Origin of the sequence: Dyadobacter arcticus (genome assembly GCF_011762185.1) — a bacterium.
Taxonomy (GTDB): domain Bacteria; phylum Bacteroidota; class Bacteroidia; order Cytophagales; family Spirosomataceae; genus Dyadobacter; species Dyadobacter arcticus.
On record NZ_JAASQJ010000003.1, the window covers coordinates 1,229,416 to 1,246,805 of the forward strand.

Here is a 17,390-nt window from a genome sequence, read left to right on the forward strand (position 1 = left end):
GAAATTTCCCTCTGCCTTCGGCTCCTCTACGGTCAGGATGAACGCCCCGGCGCGACGGGTTGTTTTCCGAGGCAGCTCTATCTTTGAGGATCCATAGTCCGAGGTCCATCACAGCTTTTACCCGGACTGAATATTATTGCTGGAACCCAATATTACCCGCTACCGCTTTTTGCCGGGTAAAGTCATTATTGTCGGTAGTGGTTTGCCTTTACGTTTTTCGTTGCGAGTTCAACAGTTTCTTCTATTCGTTTTACCAACTCAACGTTTCTCCATCTCTAAAAAACCCGCCACTTGGTCCATTGTCCGGAATTGTAACGGCCCAAATCACACTTTTTGCTCCCTCACTGACGGGTCGTGCCCCATAATTTTCAGTGCCTGCATAAGTTGCTGTGAAACCAGGGTCAACGGAATTGATTTTAATTTTCGTGTCTTTAAGTTGTCGAGCAAGTTTTACGGTTAGGCCATTCAAAGCCAGTTTTGTTATGCCATAAACCGGAACTTTACTGAAATGATTTGCCAAACCAAATACCGGGTCACCAAACGAACCTGCACCACTTGAGACATTTACAATTCTTCCGTTTTCACTTTTTCGAAGTAATGGCTCAAAAGATTTTATCATTCTCCAAGCACCTAAAAGATTGGTGTCAATAGCTTCTTTAATAAATTGTATGTCTGCCGAAAGCGGCTCACCATCCTGGTCAAAGAATGCTCCCGCATTATTTACAAGTACATCAAGTTTCCCGAATTGTTTTTCAATATAATGAGCAAGCTGCTCAACGCTTTGGTCGTCTGTAATGTCCAAAGCCATTGCAATTACATTTATTTTTTCAGCAAGCTCTTTTACTTTTTCAAACTCTCGAGCTGTTATAATTACTTTATAACCCAGTTCTTTAAGTTGCTTTGCAGTTTCGTAGCCAAGTCCCATTTCCCGGCTGACGCCTGTGATAAGTGCGAGTTTTTCCGATGTCATAATTTATATATTTTAATATATGGTAAAATAGGACTTTCTTCAAGCAATCGTCCCGCAGGCGGGCGGCAACGATTCAATACAGATAAGAATACCCCGACATTAAGAAGTACTAACTATACTTTTGGCTCCCAGCCCTTTTCATAATCTCGGCTCCACAGCTTCTGTGCCTCCTTATCTCCCACAATATGCCCATTTGACGGATCGATTTCAAGGCTATGCCCTACCCGCCAGGCAATGTTGCCCAACTGCATGGACAGTACACTCTTGTACCCTATTTCAACATCACAATTAGGACGTCTGTTGTTTTTGATCGCATCCAAAAAGTCTGCGGCGTGAAGACTATCCATGCCCAGGCTTGGACTGGCCGTGTTTCTACCAGCCATTTCGCCCTCACCAGCAGCTTTGATCTCTTTTACTAATTTCCCGTCCAGATCATACACCTTGTAGCTGTCGCCTCCCGTATCAAGGCTGCCATTTTCACCGTAAAAAATAATTCCCCGGTCGAGGCCCTCGATCTTACGGCCGTTAGAACTGCGCGATTCCCACATCAAAGAAACCCTGTTTGGGAAATCCATGATAATCACCTGGGTATCGGGTGTTTCCCAGTCATCCTTAAATTCGTAACGTCCACCCATGGAACTCACCCTGATCGGGTAATCAACCCCCAGCCCCCATCGTGCTACATCTACCTCATGGGTGCCATTATTGAGTGCTTCGCCGGTCCCCCAATGCCAGAACCAATGCCAGTCGTAATGGATCAGTCCTTCTTTGTAAGCCATACGCGGCGCTGGGCCTTGCCATAGCTCATAGTCGAGCCAGGAAGGCACCGTGCCTGGTTTGAGATTTGTTGCCTTGCGTTTATTGGTGTACCAGGCTTTGGCCATATACACCCGACCAATGATACCCTTATGCAGCTCGTTAATCCCCTGGGTCAGAATGGGCGCTGACCGTCGTTGAGCCCCCATTTGTACGACTTTATTATATTTTCGCGCGGCTTGTACAGCCAGTTCCCCTTCTCTCGGATTGTGACTCAATGGCTTCTCAACATACACATGCTTGCCTGCCTGGCATCCCATGATGGTGAGGGGTGCATGCCAGTGGTCGGGTGTTGCAATGTAAATCGCGTCAATAGTTTTATCTTCCAGAATCTTCCGACAATCTCTTTCCGACTTAGGGTCCGCAGTAGGTTTTATTTTTTTGATGAATTCAATGGCTTTGGGGATCGCCCTTTCATCCACATCACAAACAGTACCGATTTCGGCACCTTTCTGACCTGCGAAGGTCCCTCCCATACTGTTGCCCCGACTGTTCACTCCGATAGTTGCCACCCTGATCAATTCATTGGCCCCGATGATCCGGCGATAGCTTTTCGCACTGAACCCCAAAGCAGATCCACCGGTTGCGATGCCTATGGAACTAATGGCGGCATTTTTAATAAAATCACGTCTGTTTTGCATGAAAGATTCTTTATATTGGTTTGCTCCTTTTATTTCTGAAAACTAATGAAAAATACTTCGTGCCTCGCTCTTACAGCATTTATATTTGCCGCGGCGCTGACTTTGTCGCCTTTCATCACATACGCTTCTGCCCTTAGCAGATAGGTTTCAGCCAATCGCATCACCAATTTCGAAGAGTCGGTTCCAAAATGTGCATCTGGGCCGATGAGCCTAGATTTACACAAGTATACCTCTTAATTCTATCCCTTGATAGTCATTTTCGACAGCGGATTGAATTACTTTCTTGAAAGACCATCCTGGACACCCAAGGGTAGAAAAAGACAAGCGAGGTTTGTCTTTCAAAACATCCAAAAGTGACCCAAAGGTAGCCGCCACCGCGAGGGATGCAGATGACTTAAAAAATTCACGCCTGTCCTTTTTAAATTCTTGTTCCATTGAAATGGAATTTAGTACCGTCTCTATTCCAATTTAATCGAAAGGGTTTCCCCCTTAGAAGTTAAATTGGTGTGTTGAATAAGATGGCGGTTACCCTTTCTGACTGTTATCTCATATTCTCCGCTGAACGCTCGTACCATATACTGACCGTTGTTGTCGGTAACACCATTAACATGGGTTGTCCAAGCTTCCGAAACCAGATGCTTGAATACTTCCCCCTGTGGCCGTATATGCCAGTCCCTGTCCCACAAAGCCGCTGCCGGTATCCAGTGAGCTTTCTCCCAAAAACCCCACTGCATAAAACCTATTGTAGCCGGATGGCTAAATATAGCGGTCATAAAGTCGTGCATATAACGAGCCTTGAAATCATCGTCGTCACTGGTAATGTCAAACTCGGTGATTTGAATGGGAAGGCCGAACATGCCGAAACGATCTAATTTTTTGATTATAAATTCGATGCCTGGCGGAGTTCCTCCAATGTGCGCCTGCTCTCCGATACCATCAATCGGGGCGTGGTTAGTAATTAGATAGTTCAAGTTGTCGTAAAAGTCTTCGCTGCCCCGACCTTCACTATGAAACATGGTGTATTCGTTTAAAAATAACTTTACACCGGGTGTGTTTTCACGGGCGGCCAAAAACCAGTTCACCAACTTCTTTCTTCCTCCCAAAGCATCGGTAATATCGTGGTGGGCGAAGGGCTCATTGACAACATCCCATTCAACAAATTGCTTCTTCATTACATTCGTCTGATCTTGGATCAAATCCAGAATGCCAGCGTCCAGTGCATCCGTATCCTCCTTGAATCTTACCAGGTTGGGTGAATGCTGCCATGATGGCCATACCATCACATGCCCACGAGCCGGTATTTCATGTGCGGTTAGCCATGCTACGACCTTCTTGGTCTGTTCATGATTTGACGTAGCCCAATACTTTGACTTCATCTCATTTTCAAAAACGACTTTGTTAAAGTAGCGCAACAGCGTATCTCGGTATTGCTTGGTCTCAGGGTTTAGCGTATCCAAAATCAGCTTCGAGTTTGTTGCGGTTCCCCAGCCAAAGGCAATCTTCTTGAGATTTACCGAAACCAAAGCATCTGGTATCGGTCTACCATTGCTGTCAAGAATTGTAATTTTCAAGTCACCTTTTCGGAACTTTTCAATACGCGCTTCTGCGGCCTTTCGCCAGGGTGCATCGGGCGCATCGCCATCGTAATGAACAATACTTCGCGGTAAATCACTCCGCTTTTTAGTTTGCTGGTAATTAATCAGCGACACATCGGCCAGTTCAAATTCCTGAGGGAAGCCACCGCATTTTATAACCAGCGATAAGGTTCCCCTTGGCACATTTTTACTAGCAACGAAAGGGATTTGTGTTTGAAGCCATTCTGAGCCGAACGAAATCCCCCGCTCAAGCAATGGGGGCCATTCGTACTTGCCCGCAATTGTTCGATCTAATGATAGTTCAATGAAAGACTCTCCGGTTTCCTTTTTGCTTTGCAACGAACGGCTGTATAACGAAAGCAGCAGTACATCACCTTCGCGAACAGCCTCATCTATGGGGTAGGACAAGGTAAAGCGCTCAAGGCCCGCCTCGTTGCCGGTGTCGATGTGATAGGCTGACTTAAATGGCTGGTTGTTTACAATGACCTGTCGAAAGGTTGCTTTTGGTGCGCTTTTTGTATTTGCAGTGAAAGCCAACGAGTCGGCGGGAAGTATAGATACCTGCGCCCCGGCAGCCGTTATACTGGCAGCCGTCAACAACATAAAAAAAAAGTAATTGAACATTTGATAATAATACTTCACTAGTGGTTACAAATCTGGATTGATCAGAAACTCGGTACTTGGAAACGGAAAAGTGTAATCGGCTTCCGTGATTGAAGTAAGATTCAATGCTGTTTCCGAAGGATCCCGGTCAGAATTAGCCTCTTTGACCATTTCCAGCCGGACAAGGTCGAAAAACCGCGTGTTTTCGGCAGCAAATTCCCAGGCACGTTCTTGTACGACTGCCTGGGCGAAAGCTTCGGCGCTCAAACCCTTCAATGGTGCTAAACCAGCCCTGGATCGGATGGCATTGACACTCGCATAGGCAAGCTCGTCGGCGCCGCCCGAACGCGCCTTGGCTTCTGCATAAATTGTGAGCACGTGAGCGTAACGTATTAATGAGATCGGCAAAGATGATTCCCAGGTTACTGGTGGACTGCTCGCATTGATGAAGCGTTTTTTGTAATACGGACGCTTGCTGCTAAGTTGCTGCCAAGTCAATACAGTTCCGTCGGCTTTTTTATAGGTATAAGCGAAGGTTGCATCTTTCCTCGCGCCCTCAGGAAAATTTTTGAAAAAATTCAGTTCAGCATAAGCTACATTCCAGCCACCGATGTCATTAGGCATGTAGTACTGACCGAGAAGCGAATTAGCTGTTGTGCCGTTGGCTTTGTTTGTGGTTACAGCAAATACGTCTTCCACATTACCAATTTTAGCAGGATCATTTTCAAACAGCGTAGCAATAGAGGGCACCAGATCAAAGCCGTACAATTGTTTATTATCAATCACTTCTTTGGCCTTTGCGGCCGCCATCGCGTATTTGGACTGGTTTTTGACCGGCCAACCAGCCTGTGTCAGATACACGTCCGCCAGCAATGCTTTCGCCGATCCCAAACCCGGCCTTCCATAGTCCCGTTTAAGATTGGGCAGCAAAGTTTCGGCCTTGGCCAGGTCTGCCTCGATGAGTTTATAAGCTTCGACGGCGCTGGATCTTTTAATTTTGAGCAGCTCCATTGAGAAATCCGGATTGGTGATCAACGGAATGTCCTTATAATAACGAACCATCCAGTAGTAGCTCAAAGCCCTAAGAAAGTGTGCTTCCCCAGCGATGATTTTAATCCGGTTGGCATCGCCTTTTGTTTTTTCATAGTTGGCAATCACATTATTGGCGCCCTGGATGGCCTTATAACAACCTTGGTAGATTGGTTTGGTCGCCACCTCGTTGGTGCTTACATTCAAAATTTCAAACTCGGTTTGCAATTGTGCGCTTGGCGGGCAGGTAATGTCGTCGGCGCCCATCGCGGCATCGGCCGCCGCACCCCCGTTGAAACCATATGTCCAGGTGTAAGCCAGACCTTTGTAGGCTCCCGTCAAAGCACTTTCCAGGCCCGCTTCGGTTTCAAGTACGCCAGTACCCACCACTTTCCCCCGAAGGTCCTCCTCGAGAAAGTCCTTGCAGCCCGAAGCAGTGATGAGCAACACGCCAAATAGCAGAATAGTAATTGTTTTCATGTTCAGGTTTTTTTAAAAAGTCACGGACAAGCCAATCGTGTAGGTCTTTGCATTGGGATAAGAGCCATAATCGACCCCCTGGTTCAGATCTGTAGTCGTTCCCACCGAATTGGTTTCCGGATCGATGCCTTTGTACTTGGCGAAAGTGAGCAGGTTGGCAACCCTGACCGACAATTTAATATCCTCGATCTGAGGGATCACTTTCGGGATGTTGTAGGACAAGCCCAGGTTTTTCAGTCTGATAAAATCTCCTTTTTCAAGAAACATGGTCGATTGCGTCTGAATTTTATTGCTGACGCTGAATGCCGGGAAATCAGACGATTCATTCACACCAGGAATGTACCTTTCCTGTATTTCAGATAAGATCGCCTGCCGGGTATCGCGCTCGGCCATTAATGCTGCTCCGCGCGAGTAATTCAGCTTATCTACACCAAAAATCCCCTGGAAAAAAAAGTTCAGCGTAAAATTTTTATAGGTAACGGTATTGTTGAAGCCCGCCGCCATTTGCGGTATACCGCTGCCAATAATCTGAAAATCCTCCGCGCCAATGAGCATATTTCCATTCAGGTCCTGATACCTGGCATCGCCTGGTTTATTGCCGAATGTAGCCGCTTCCTGCGCTTCGGATGGTTTCCAGGTTCCCAGGTATTTTAACCCCCATATCGAACCTAGCGGTTGCCCAGGCTGATATACAAACTCGGGAGCAGACGCGATCCCGGATACATTGGGGGAAGAAAAAATGCGTGTCGCTACATTGCCTAGAGAAACTACCTTGTTTTTTACTTTGGAAAAATTGAAGTCTGTTTTCCATGACAAGTCGTTCACTTTCAGGATCGTCGCACCGATTGAAAATTCCCAGCCTTTGTTCTCGATCTCACCCAGATTGGATGCAATGCTGCCTCCACCAGCATACAACGGCAATGGACGGTTTAGCAGCAGGTCGGTCGTATTTTTGATAAAGTAATCAAACTCCATATTAAGCCTACCGTTGAACAGTCCAACCTCCAATCCAAGGTCCCGCTGTGTGGTGGTTTCCCAGCGAAGGTCTTTGTTACCTGGATTACCGAGTTGGATACCTGACGACAGTCCCGTGCTGTTGAAGGCGTAGAAAATGTTGGTAATGTAGCCAGATTCGGTCGCATACGGACTTATTGCCTGGCTACCTGTTTTGCCCCAGCTGCCCCTCAGTTTTAGAGTGGTAAACAAATCCAGGTTTTCAATAAAAGGCTCATTGGCCAGGTTCCATCCTAAGGCCACGGCGGGGAAGGTACTGTACCGGTTATCTCCGCGAAATTTGGAAGAGCCGTCGCGCCGAACCGATACGGAAAGCAGGTAACGGTCCTTCAAAGAGTAGTTCACCCGCCCCAATAGTGAAAGCAACGACCATTTGGTGAAGTTCGACCCGGTGGTGAAGGCGCTTGCCTGGCCAAGATTGTCATATTTCAGTTCAGGAAATTTCAGTCCGGTTGCATTTGCATTAAAATAGTTCCCCGTAAATTCCTGTGTTTCAAAAACAGCTACTGCATTGATTTTATGGATGTTGTTGATAACACGGTCGAAATTCAGGGAACTGGTACTTTGCAGGGTGAGCTGACGACCATTGGATTGTCCGGCTGTCGGATTAAAATTCGTCACATACTTTCCGCTAAACGATTTATTGGTCAGCGCCAAATAATCCACCACATATTGCACGTTGAGGGATAGCCCTTTGATGAATTCATATTTCAAGCCTCCAATCGCATTTATAGATGATTTTTCCAGAATATTTTCCTGATCGTAGATCAATGCCAGTGGATTGGGCTTATTAGAACTGGTCGGGTCATTGATCGTATATGTTCCGTCAGCCCCGAACGCCGGGGTGGTAGGTGCCCACGATAAGGATTGCACAATCGGGTTACTGGACGATCCGGTCCGGATTTGGGTATTGAAGTTGGTCGACCCTGCGCCAAAGACATTCAGCCTGAACGACAACTTGTCGTTCAACTGGGTGGTCATGTTCGATCTGAGCGAATAACGCTTGAAGTACGAGTTTTCGACTACCCCGTTTTGGTTCAGATAATTTGCAGATATCAGGAACGAGGTTTTCTCAGTGGCCCCGGAAATGCCCAACTGGTGATCTTGTCCGACAGCCTTGCGAAAAATGTCGTCCTGCCAGCGAGATCCGCCATTTTGGGTAAATGCATTGATTTGTTCCTGAGAAAATGCTGGTGCTAGGTTGAGAGCTGTATTTCGTTCATTCACTACCTTAGCAAAATCCGCCGCGCTAAGCACATCATATTTTTTTATCACCTCCGACTGATACATCTGCCCCTGATAAGTAAGCCTGAGCTTACCCTTTTTCCCACCCTTGGTAGTGATGATGATCACACCATTTGATCCCCTGCTTCCGTAAATGGCCGTGGATGAAGCATCTTTCAGCACTTCCAGTGTGGCGATGTCGTTGGGATTGATCAGATTAAAATCCGCACCCACATAACCATCGATGACATAAAGCGGCTCGTTACTTCCCAACGCAGAGTTAGCCCCGCGTATCCGGACGGTCACATCAGCCCCCGGCGCGCCAACTGTGTTGGTCACGATGACGCCCGGAGCCCTACCCTGCAATACCTGATCGACCCGCGAAATGTTCTGTTCTGAAAACTTGTCAGTCGAGATCGAAGATACGGCACCGGTCATATCCGATTTCCTGACGGTACCATAGCCGATCACCACCACCTCTTCGAGGGACTTGTTATCAACCTTGAGGGTAATATAAACCTTTGTTTGGCTGTCAACTGTAATTTCCTGGGACAGGTAGCCGACGAAAGAAAAAACAAGCACAGGCGAATTTTCGGTGGACGCAATCGTATAGGTTCCGGCAGCATTGGTGGTCGTTCCTTTTTGAGTGCCTTTGAGAACAACACTAACACCAGGTAAGCCCGCGCCATTTTCATCGGTAACTTTTCCCGTAATGTCTATTGGAACCGGCACGTCTGGTATTGACTGCACGGAGCTTCCGAACCCTGTCTGGCCCGTCGCAGGGGTAATAATAATGTACTTACCTGACACATCATAAGCGAGCTGATTCGGCTTTAATAGTCGGTCAAGAACCTGGGAAAGCGGCTCGGCTTGGGCAATGAGACTGACTTTGCCTTTACTGTTGATCAGCGATGGCTCATAACTGAACTTGACATCCGATGCTTTTTCAATTTTTGACAGCACGGCCGCAAACTCCTGGTTTTGAACATTCAGGGACATAGGGCGGGTCAATAACTCCTGGGCGTGGCCTTCTTTGGCGGCACTCACCCCCACCGTAAGTACGGCAAGAAATAGCGGGATGCAGGAAAATTTAATCATAACCAGAATAACCCGAAGGGGTGGTCGAAGTTTTTTCATACTTTTGAATGTTTTGTTGGTTTAATGGAAATTGGATCTGCAACGCACTTACTGCATCCGGCTATGGATGTATTTGGGCCGGTAATGCTGGAAACATTACCGGCTTTATTATTAAACTGGGGGGTAACGATAATTAAGGGCTTATTTCGGTGATCGCTGGGCTTTGCTTTCGATAATTACCTGCGTGTCGACGATTTCGTAAGCCAGGCCTAATGTTTTGCAAACAATGTCAAGCTTCTCGTACAGAGACTCATCCTCCATACTAACGGTGAGCTCTCGGCCTGCAAGCAGGTCGCCATCGTATACGATTTCTACGCCATATGCCTTTTCCAAAACGGTAAATATCTCGCTAACCGGCGCATTGTTAAATTCAAACAATGGTTCCTGGCTCGCAGGCGAAAGGAGTACCGGTTGCTCAACCAGCGTTTTGCTGAGCCGCAAGTCGTCTCTTGAAAAAACACCCTGCTGGTTTGGTGTCAACACCAGTCCTGTGCGCTTTGCATTCTGCGGATTATCTTCAAAATCTTTTTTAGCAAAAACGGAAACAAGCCCCGATCGCACGGCCACGATGACCTTCGGAGAATTTTTGAATGCTTTGATCCGAAAACTGGTACCGAGCACTTTGGTTACCGTTTCGTTGGCATATACAAGGAAGGGCCGATCCGGGTTTTTCTGGATATCAAAAAAAGCTTCTCCGCTCAGATAGACCACTCTCTGGTTCTTTTCAAATTGACTGGGATATGCCAGGCGGCTTTTTTTCCCAAGGCTCACCACGCTGCCGTCGCTGAGGCGAATTTGAAGCGTCCGGTCCGAATTGTTGACCTCTTCTACCAGTCCATTTTTCGTTGACCCGTAAAAAGCTTGCTGATTGGCATCCGTGCGACCGGAACGCAGCCACCAAAGGGAAGTACCAAGCATTATCAGAAAACTGATCGATGCCGCCACCCGCCATACCGACCATTGACTCCACAAATCGCGGGCAGGCGTTTGAATACGACGTTGGACATTCTCCCAAATCTCCCTAGCAAATGCATCATGAGAAATCCCGTGGTTCACGGTATTTAACTCCTGCACCAACGTACGAGCAGCTAATATCTTTTCGGTCTGATGGGGATTATCGTCCATGTATTGTTCCCAAAAATTCCGGTAGGATGAAACTTCATCAAGCACCCAGTTTTGAAAGGTTTCGTCGAAAGCAAAATCTTCGATATCGAAGGATGAAAAGTCGCGGGGCATAGAAGTTGTTTTCTGTACATGTACCAGTGCAGAAAACAACTTCTATTAATCCATTTTTTTCAAAAAATTTTTAAAATTTCTTTGTAGACAGAAAAGGCAACCGGAAGAAGAAACGAAAGCAGGAGCAGGTCACGAAGCGTTTTTAGTCCAGTGTAAATAAATTTGCAGGCCGACTGATAGTTTACGCCCATTACCTGCGCTACCTGTTCGTTGGTTAATTCCTGAAAAAACCTGAGATGAAGGGCTTCTTGCTGGCGCTTGGGGAGCTGCTTCAAGGCGTCTGTCAGTTGCCTGGATTGCCTAGATACGGTTTCTTCCCTCAGTATTTTGTTTTCGATGGTTTCATCGTCTGCGGGGAATTCGTTTTCGGGGAGGGGTTCGGTGACTGTGTGCCCGGAGCTCCTGATTAGTTTATAGCGTAATGCTTTGAGAAGATAATGCTTAATAGAATGGGCATTGGCAATGCTTTGCCGGGATTCCCATAATTCCACGAAAAGATCCTGGATGCAGTCCTGGATCAGGTCTCTGTCCCGCGTCACTTTAAATCCGTACCGAATAAGTTGTTGAATATGCTGCTGATATAACAAATCGAAGGCGTCTCTGTCTCCCGCCTTGAAATCTTGCCAAAGCCTTTGCTCGTCTTCCCAGTCGCGCGATCTTGAAATCGACATCTTTATTTGCATATCCTGGCTGGCCTTCTTGTTGGCAGAAGGACTTTACGATCAAATTTGCACCATTTTATTTTAATAGTTCCATAACACTATCATTATTATGAGAATAATCTTTGTAATTCATGGAAATGACAATGCTGCCGAAGATAGGATAAGACGAGGTGATCGCCGACGCTCAAATTCTTCACATCGAAGCGCACAGCATATACGCCTTACCTTTGGAACCAATACTGCGCAAGAAGTCAACGAATACTTCTTCGTATCCTGCTCAGCGAGGACTGTGTGATTCCCAGGTAAGAGGCCAGATAAGAAAGCGGGATACGGTTTGCAAGATTTGGGAATTTTTCCAAAAATGAAAGGTATCGCTCTTTTGCATCTTCCGACATCATTGGGCTGATTTTGTTCACTTTATCTGCCAAACCTTTGGCAGTTATTTTAGAGATGATATTATCCCATTCTATGATGGTCATTGACAACTCTCTCATTGCGTTCTTTGACAGAATAAAATATGAGCAATCTGTAACAGCCTGGATGTATTCGGTCGATGGAATCTCTTGATTGTAGCTGTTGATGTCTGCCAGAAAATGATTCTCTTCCATGAAGTACTTCGTAATCTCTTCGCCTTTGTTATTGTAATAACAGATCCTCATGATCCCATTGAGCAGAAAAATAATCTCGCGCGGTATTCTCCCCGCTTCCTGAAAATATTCGTCTTTTTTGATTTCCTTAAACACAACCCTGCTTTTGATTAAATCAATTTGGGTTGGGTTCAAATTGCCGAACTGCAATAAGTAGTTGATGAGTGCTTCCATAACCAACAATTCCATTGGGGTTAATTCATTTGGCTCATTACCATTTTGTCAAATTGTTTATCCGACAAGATCCTTCTAAAAAACAGCATCAGTTTTGCCCCCGAAGCACCGACGTATCTCGTTTTCGGATTCTTTGCTTCGATCCCTTCCTTAATGAGCTTCGCAATGACGATCGGTTCGGCAGCGTCTTTTTCTATTTTCTCATACATTTTGCTTACCCCTTTGGCCAGCTTGCCGTACGCCGTTTCTCCAGAGACCTTCATCATATACTCGGTCCCGTGTCCGATCATCTCTGATTTTGTACCTCCCGGCTCAATCACAATTACGTCAATTCCGAAAGACTTTACTTCTTTACGAAGTGCATCGCTCAATCCTTCAATCGCAAATTTACTGGCATGATACCAACCGCCCATGGGCAAAGTTACCTTGCCGCCCACCGATGATAAATTCACGATTTTACCGAAATTGTTTTTCCGCATTGACGGCAACACCAATTGAATCAGCCGGGCCACGCCGAAAACATTTACTTCCATCTGATATTTTGCATCCGATATCGACATATCTTCCAATGCACCATAATAGCCTGAACCCGCATTGTTTACCAGGATATCTATACTTCCGGCTTCTCTTAAAATTTGCTCAACACATGCGACAAGACTTTCTTCCCTTGTGACATCCAAAGAAATCGGTTTTATTCCGTATCCCTTCAAATCCTCCATTTTTTCTATTCTGCGCGCCGCACCATATACATTATAGCCATTCTGTGCCAAATATATTGCCGTTGCCTTTCCAATTCCTGCCGAAGCCCCTGTGATTAAGACTGTCTTTTCCATTTTTTTTGATTTTTGATGTTCAACGGGTCAAAGGTGCTATATGCAAAAATGGAATGATTTGTCATTTGGCAAAAAGGGATTTCGTAGTCTTTATCTCGCAACCCCATTGCTTAAATCAACTCCTAAGCAAAAAAAGTTAAGAGGGTAACACGAAAAACTAATTAAAAGACTGCCGAAATTCCACGGGAGACAGCTGCGTATTGGTCTTAAACAATTTGCTAAAAGACTGTGGATAACCGAAGCCCAGTTCATATGCAATTTCGCTCACAGACAGATTGGTCCCGGAGAGTTTCTCTTTAGCCACGGCAATGATCTGATCGTGAAGATGCTGCTGGGTACTTTTACCAGTTTCTGTTTTTAATAAGCTGCTCAGGTAATTGGGCGAAACATGCAATGCATCGGCGATTTGCAATACAGTTGGAAGTCCTTTTGTTGCCAATACTTTACTTTCAAATCGGTCTGTAAGCAAGTTTTCAAGCCGGGTAAGGATATCGTGGCTGCTGACTTTGCGGGTGGTAAACTGGCGCTGGTAAAAACGGTCGGCGTAGTTCAACAGCACTTCCAGCTGTCCAATAATGATGTTCTGGGTAAACTGATCAATATGCAAATGATATTCCTGGCGAATATTTTGCATGATTCCTGTAATAATCGATTCTTCCTGCTCAGAAAGAAACAATGCTTCACTGACAGAATAGTCAAAATACGCATGCTGCTTAATCGACTTCGCCAGCGGTGTATGCCATAAAAAATCGGGATGGAAGAGCAACAACCATCCCGAATGGTCAATAATTTCATCAGGTCCCGCCTCAATGCCGATCTTTTGTCCTGGCGCCATGAATGTCAGAACGCCTTCGTCAAAATCATAAACCTGCTGGCCGTATTTCAGTTTTGCATTAAAATTCCTTTTCAATGCAATGGCATAGAAGTCGAGGACCCAGCTGCGGGGATGGTTGCCCGACAACTCACGCATATCTTCAAACTGCAACACGCTGACCAGCGGGTGCGCCGGCCCCGGCTGGTTTCGGAAATGATGAAACTCACTGATGCTTTGGATGTGGTAAAGTTGTCCGTTCGTCATAGCACAAGATCGTTATTTCTGGTGAAAAGCAGCTGCAAAGTCTCTGGCAAAATCAGTTGTTTTCACATTGCCTAGTTTGGCCGGACGGTTTACAAAATAATCTTCTGCAATGAGCCCGCTGTGATGGCCCGCCTGCAGTTCTACCAATGTTGCTGCCATGTGCGGCGGCATGCCCGCAGCTTCCAGCCGACTTTGTACCTGTTCACCCGGAACCACAATCCATTGCAGGTCGGGCTTTCCGATTGCTTCCCCCAAAATGCGGGCTACTTCGTTACATGTAAGTTCATCACTCGCGACGTACCGCACGTTTCTGCCCGGAACTGCATTTTCCAATTCCTCGGCCACAGCAGCGGCAATGTCTGTCGGAGCAACCAGAACGGTACGGTCGTCCCCGCCATAATTCGCTGCCATCACGCCCGCGTTTTTGATCGACGGAATGAAACCGAACAAGTTGTAGTAGAAAGAAGTTGGGCGCACGTGAGTCAGACTGACCTCGCCGGGAAGTGTATTGAGAATTTGCTCCAGATAGTAAGCGCCCGCAATCCCGCCATTCCCCTTATCCAGATGCGCGCCCCAGCTGCTTAAATTCACGACCCGTTTGACGCCGGCCTGGCGAATAGCCTCCGCATAATTATTCCCAATCTTGCTGAAATGTGCAATTGGATCCAGATGAGGGTCAAAATAACTGACCGGCGGGACCATCGTATAGACTGCTTCGGCGCCTTTGAATGTGTCTGTCAGAAAATCGGCGTCTTTTACCGAACCGATCGCCGCCACAGCACCGATCGCCTCAATGGGAGCCTGCTTATCCGGGTTACTACTGATTAGTGTTACCTGATGTCCTTTTTTTACCAACTCTTCGGCGAGCGGTTTACTAATATGGCCTAATGACCCTGTGACAATGATTTTCATCGTGTTTTTAGCTTTTGATTTAAGTAAGCAAAATTCAGGAAGATTTGACGGGTACACTTATCCAAATCTATGCTTGTCGTATCAAAACCTATGCTAGGCATTCTCCTATTTCACACGAACATTTGCCCAGCCTGTCACACTTCCCCTGTCCTACTCCCAATACTTCGTGCGTCGTACTATCAAAATGGTAATATGAAAGGATGGCTATTTGAATAAATACAGAAATACCCAATATTTATCCCTCCCAAAATGCACAACCACGTGATGCACTCAAAATTGCGGCAACATATTGAAAAACTGGTGCCATACTGTAACCGCCAAACCAGACCATATGGGCCTGACGACCACTCATAGTAGTCGTAAATCCTGGAAACTTTTTCATTTGTGACTAAGCGCCAACCTTCTTTCAATCTTTCTTCTGCTGTTTTTCCGACATAAAAGTAGCCTATCCGGTTAAAGACTTTCTTTAAATTGCTTGAAAGTGATTTGTACATTTCAAGTGAGATTCTGTTATCTGAGACTGTCCCAACTCCGGTAAGGTTTATAAAAATGCCTTGCAGCCCGAAAGCTATATGGATGCAGTGAATAAAATGAAAGATATTCCGAACGACCCAAAAGTTATGTCAGCAGTACAATGGTTGATCACTGAATCTAAATAAAGCCTGCTCACCCCATTTGCAATCGGGAGTGCCACCTGGATTCCTGGCTATCTAAGGGCCTGGCAGGCAATGTCCGTATGCTATCTCAAAATCACCAGTGGCTTGACGATCGAATGAGCATCGTTTTTTAATCTGACAAAATATTTTCCGGAGGATAAATGGAATGTGTTAATGAGGATTTTGGTATTGGACAAGTAGGTAACCTGCAAAGGAAAGTCCCTCCCATGAATATCCGTCAATGTCAACTTATCTTTCCCTGGAATTAGGATCTCCGATTCCAGGACAACTTGGTCATAAGCAGGATTGGGATAAATACTTGCCAGACTTGTAGAAGTAGGCTCTGTTGCGAGGACTGTTTCCCGGAAAATGGGCAGATTGGCAAAAGACTTTTCAAATAATACACTTTTTACGGTGGCTTCTGATGCACCCAGCCAGTCGGTCAAGATGCTGGCATACACCTGTCTGAAATCATTTTGTATTTTAATATTGTCCCCATCCAGGTCTTTGAGGTCAGGGTTTTTTCCGATGGCCTGGGTTTTGACACCGGTGCCGAAAACGAGTAACGGCGATCCCCAGCCATGATCTGTCCCCTTGCTTCCATTTGAAATGGCCCGACGGCCAAATTCTGAGAATGTCATCCCGGCGACTTTGTCATCCTTACCATTTGCTTTGAGGTCATCCATAAACACCTTAATGCCGTCGGAAAGGTATTTCAGCAAGTTAGCATGCTCCCCCTTGGTGGTGTCGGTGGCGTCCACCTGCTGGGAATGTGTATCAAATCCGCCGAGGGTAACGTAATATATTTTGGTTTGAAGGCCTCCTGAAATTAGTCTGGCCACTATTTTAAGTTGCTCAGCTAATGGATTGCCGGTTGCATAAGTCACAAGATTTTTTCCCTTATCTGATGCCGCTTTCAATTGACCAGCGTACGCTACTGAGGATGTTTGTTGCTGCCGGATATAGGCGGTATATTTTCCCGCCGGCGTATCAGGTAATGTACCGGGATCTATCACCGGCTTGTCTCCGACAATTCTAGCAAAAGTATCCGGGTCTTTAATAGCAAGTGCACCAGAGGCCCCGCTCGTGTTGAAAGTAGTAGAAGATATTGATGAAATCTGAACGGCTAGTGGATCAGGGAATTCGGCGTTCGGGAATGCATCAGGGAAGTCTTCGTAGCTTTCTTCAAGATATCGTCCCAGCCATCCAGACGTTGAAAGTTGATCCGACTCCACTGCGGTGTGCCAAATGTCGCTGGACCGGAAATGGGAAAAGTTTGGGTTCGAATAACCTGTTCCGTGTATGATAGATACTTTCCCTTCATTGAAAAGGGTTTGGAGACCGGTCATGGATGGATGTAACCCTGTCTGGGGCAAGCCATTTAATTTCAAAACCTTATTTTCGGGAATGGCAATATTTGCCCTGAAACTATTACCTGTATACGTACTGTACTGGTCAAGGGGAAGCACCATATTCAGGCCGTCGTTTCCGCCGTTCAACTGGACTACGACCAGGATTTTATCGTTTATCTCGGCCAGTTCCAGCAATGCCTTCATGAAAGTAGAACTGGCGTTCGTTTCCGCTTTGGCCATATATCCATCCAGCACCAATGGAAGAAAGAACGACGATGTTGCATATTGAAGAAAATCACGACGTTTCATGGCCGGGGAGTTTAGTTGTGAA

At 46.2% G+C, this 17,390-nt stretch carries 13 protein-coding genes and 1 pseudogene; all 14 read right to left on the reverse strand.

The window, feature by feature from the left end; all coding sequences use genetic code 11:
• Positions 1–250: 250 nt before the first annotated feature.
• Positions 251–970 carry an SDR family NAD(P)-dependent oxidoreductase gene (locus FHS68_RS18640; protein WP_167273086.1) on the reverse strand — a complete coding sequence of 240 codons (720 nt, stop codon included), beginning with the start codon at positions 968–970 and terminating at the stop codon, positions 251–253.
• Positions 971–1,083: 113 nt separating this feature from the next.
• Complete coding sequence (locus FHS68_RS18645; protein WP_167273088.1) at positions 1,084–2,427, reverse strand: Gfo/Idh/MocA family protein; 1,344 nt, start codon at positions 2,425–2,427, stop codon at positions 1,084–1,086.
• A gap of 62 nt (positions 2,428–2,489) precedes the next feature.
• Positions 2,490–2,612 (reverse strand): annotated as a pseudogene (locus FHS68_RS18650) (RagB/SusD family nutrient uptake outer membrane protein); the annotation flags it as partial.
• 31 nt (positions 2,613–2,643) lie between these two features.
• Positions 2,644–2,862, reverse strand: coding sequence for a hypothetical protein (locus tag FHS68_RS18655; RefSeq protein ID WP_167273094.1), 219 nt, complete (start codon positions 2,860–2,862; stop codon positions 2,644–2,646).
• A gap of 23 nt (positions 2,863–2,885) precedes the next feature.
• Positions 2,886–4,646, reverse strand: a complete 1,761-nt coding sequence (locus FHS68_RS18660; RefSeq protein WP_167273096.1) for an endo-1,4-beta-xylanase — start codon at positions 4,644–4,646, stop codon at positions 2,886–2,888.
• 24 nt (positions 4,647–4,670) lie between these two features.
• Positions 4,671–6,134, reverse strand: a complete 1,464-nt coding sequence (locus FHS68_RS18665; RefSeq protein WP_167273099.1) for a RagB/SusD family nutrient uptake outer membrane protein — start codon at positions 6,132–6,134, stop codon at positions 4,671–4,673.
• Between the two features lie 12 nt (positions 6,135–6,146).
• A complete protein-coding gene (locus FHS68_RS18670; RefSeq protein ID WP_167273102.1) occupies positions 6,147–9,509 on the reverse strand; it encodes a TonB-dependent receptor in 3,363 nt (1,120 codons plus the stop codon).
• Positions 9,510–9,650: 141 nt separating this feature from the next.
• Positions 9,651–10,745: a FecR family protein gene (locus FHS68_RS18675; RefSeq protein ID WP_167273104.1), complete on the reverse strand. Its 1,095-nt coding sequence runs from the start codon at positions 10,743–10,745 to the stop codon at positions 9,651–9,653.
• 59 nt (positions 10,746–10,804) lie between these two features.
• Positions 10,805–11,416, reverse strand: a complete 612-nt coding sequence (locus tag FHS68_RS18680) for an RNA polymerase sigma factor (protein ID WP_167273107.1) — start codon at positions 11,414–11,416, stop codon at positions 10,805–10,807.
• Positions 11,417–11,658: 242 nt separating this feature from the next.
• Entirely contained in the window at positions 11,659–12,243 is a 585-nt protein-coding gene (locus FHS68_RS18685; protein ID WP_229211956.1) for a Crp/Fnr family transcriptional regulator, read from the reverse strand.
• Between the two features lie 5 nt (positions 12,244–12,248).
• On the reverse strand, positions 12,249–13,061 hold the full coding sequence (locus tag FHS68_RS18690; RefSeq protein ID WP_167273109.1) for an oxidoreductase: 813 nt from the start codon (positions 13,059–13,061) through the stop codon (positions 12,249–12,251).
• 157 nt (positions 13,062–13,218) lie between these two features.
• Positions 13,219–14,139 carry a helix-turn-helix domain-containing protein gene (locus FHS68_RS18695; protein WP_167273112.1) on the reverse strand — a complete coding sequence of 307 codons (921 nt, stop codon included), beginning with the start codon at positions 14,137–14,139 and terminating at the stop codon, positions 13,219–13,221.
• A gap of 12 nt (positions 14,140–14,151) precedes the next feature.
• Positions 14,152–15,051: an NmrA family NAD(P)-binding protein gene (locus FHS68_RS18700; protein ID WP_167273115.1), complete on the reverse strand. Its 900-nt coding sequence runs from the start codon at positions 15,049–15,051 to the stop codon at positions 14,152–14,154.
• A gap of 739 nt (positions 15,052–15,790) precedes the next feature.
• Complete coding sequence (locus FHS68_RS18705) at positions 15,791–17,368, reverse strand: DUF1501 domain-containing protein (RefSeq protein ID WP_167273117.1); 1,578 nt, start codon at positions 17,366–17,368, stop codon at positions 15,791–15,793.
• Between the last annotated feature and the right edge of the window lie 22 nt (positions 17,369–17,390).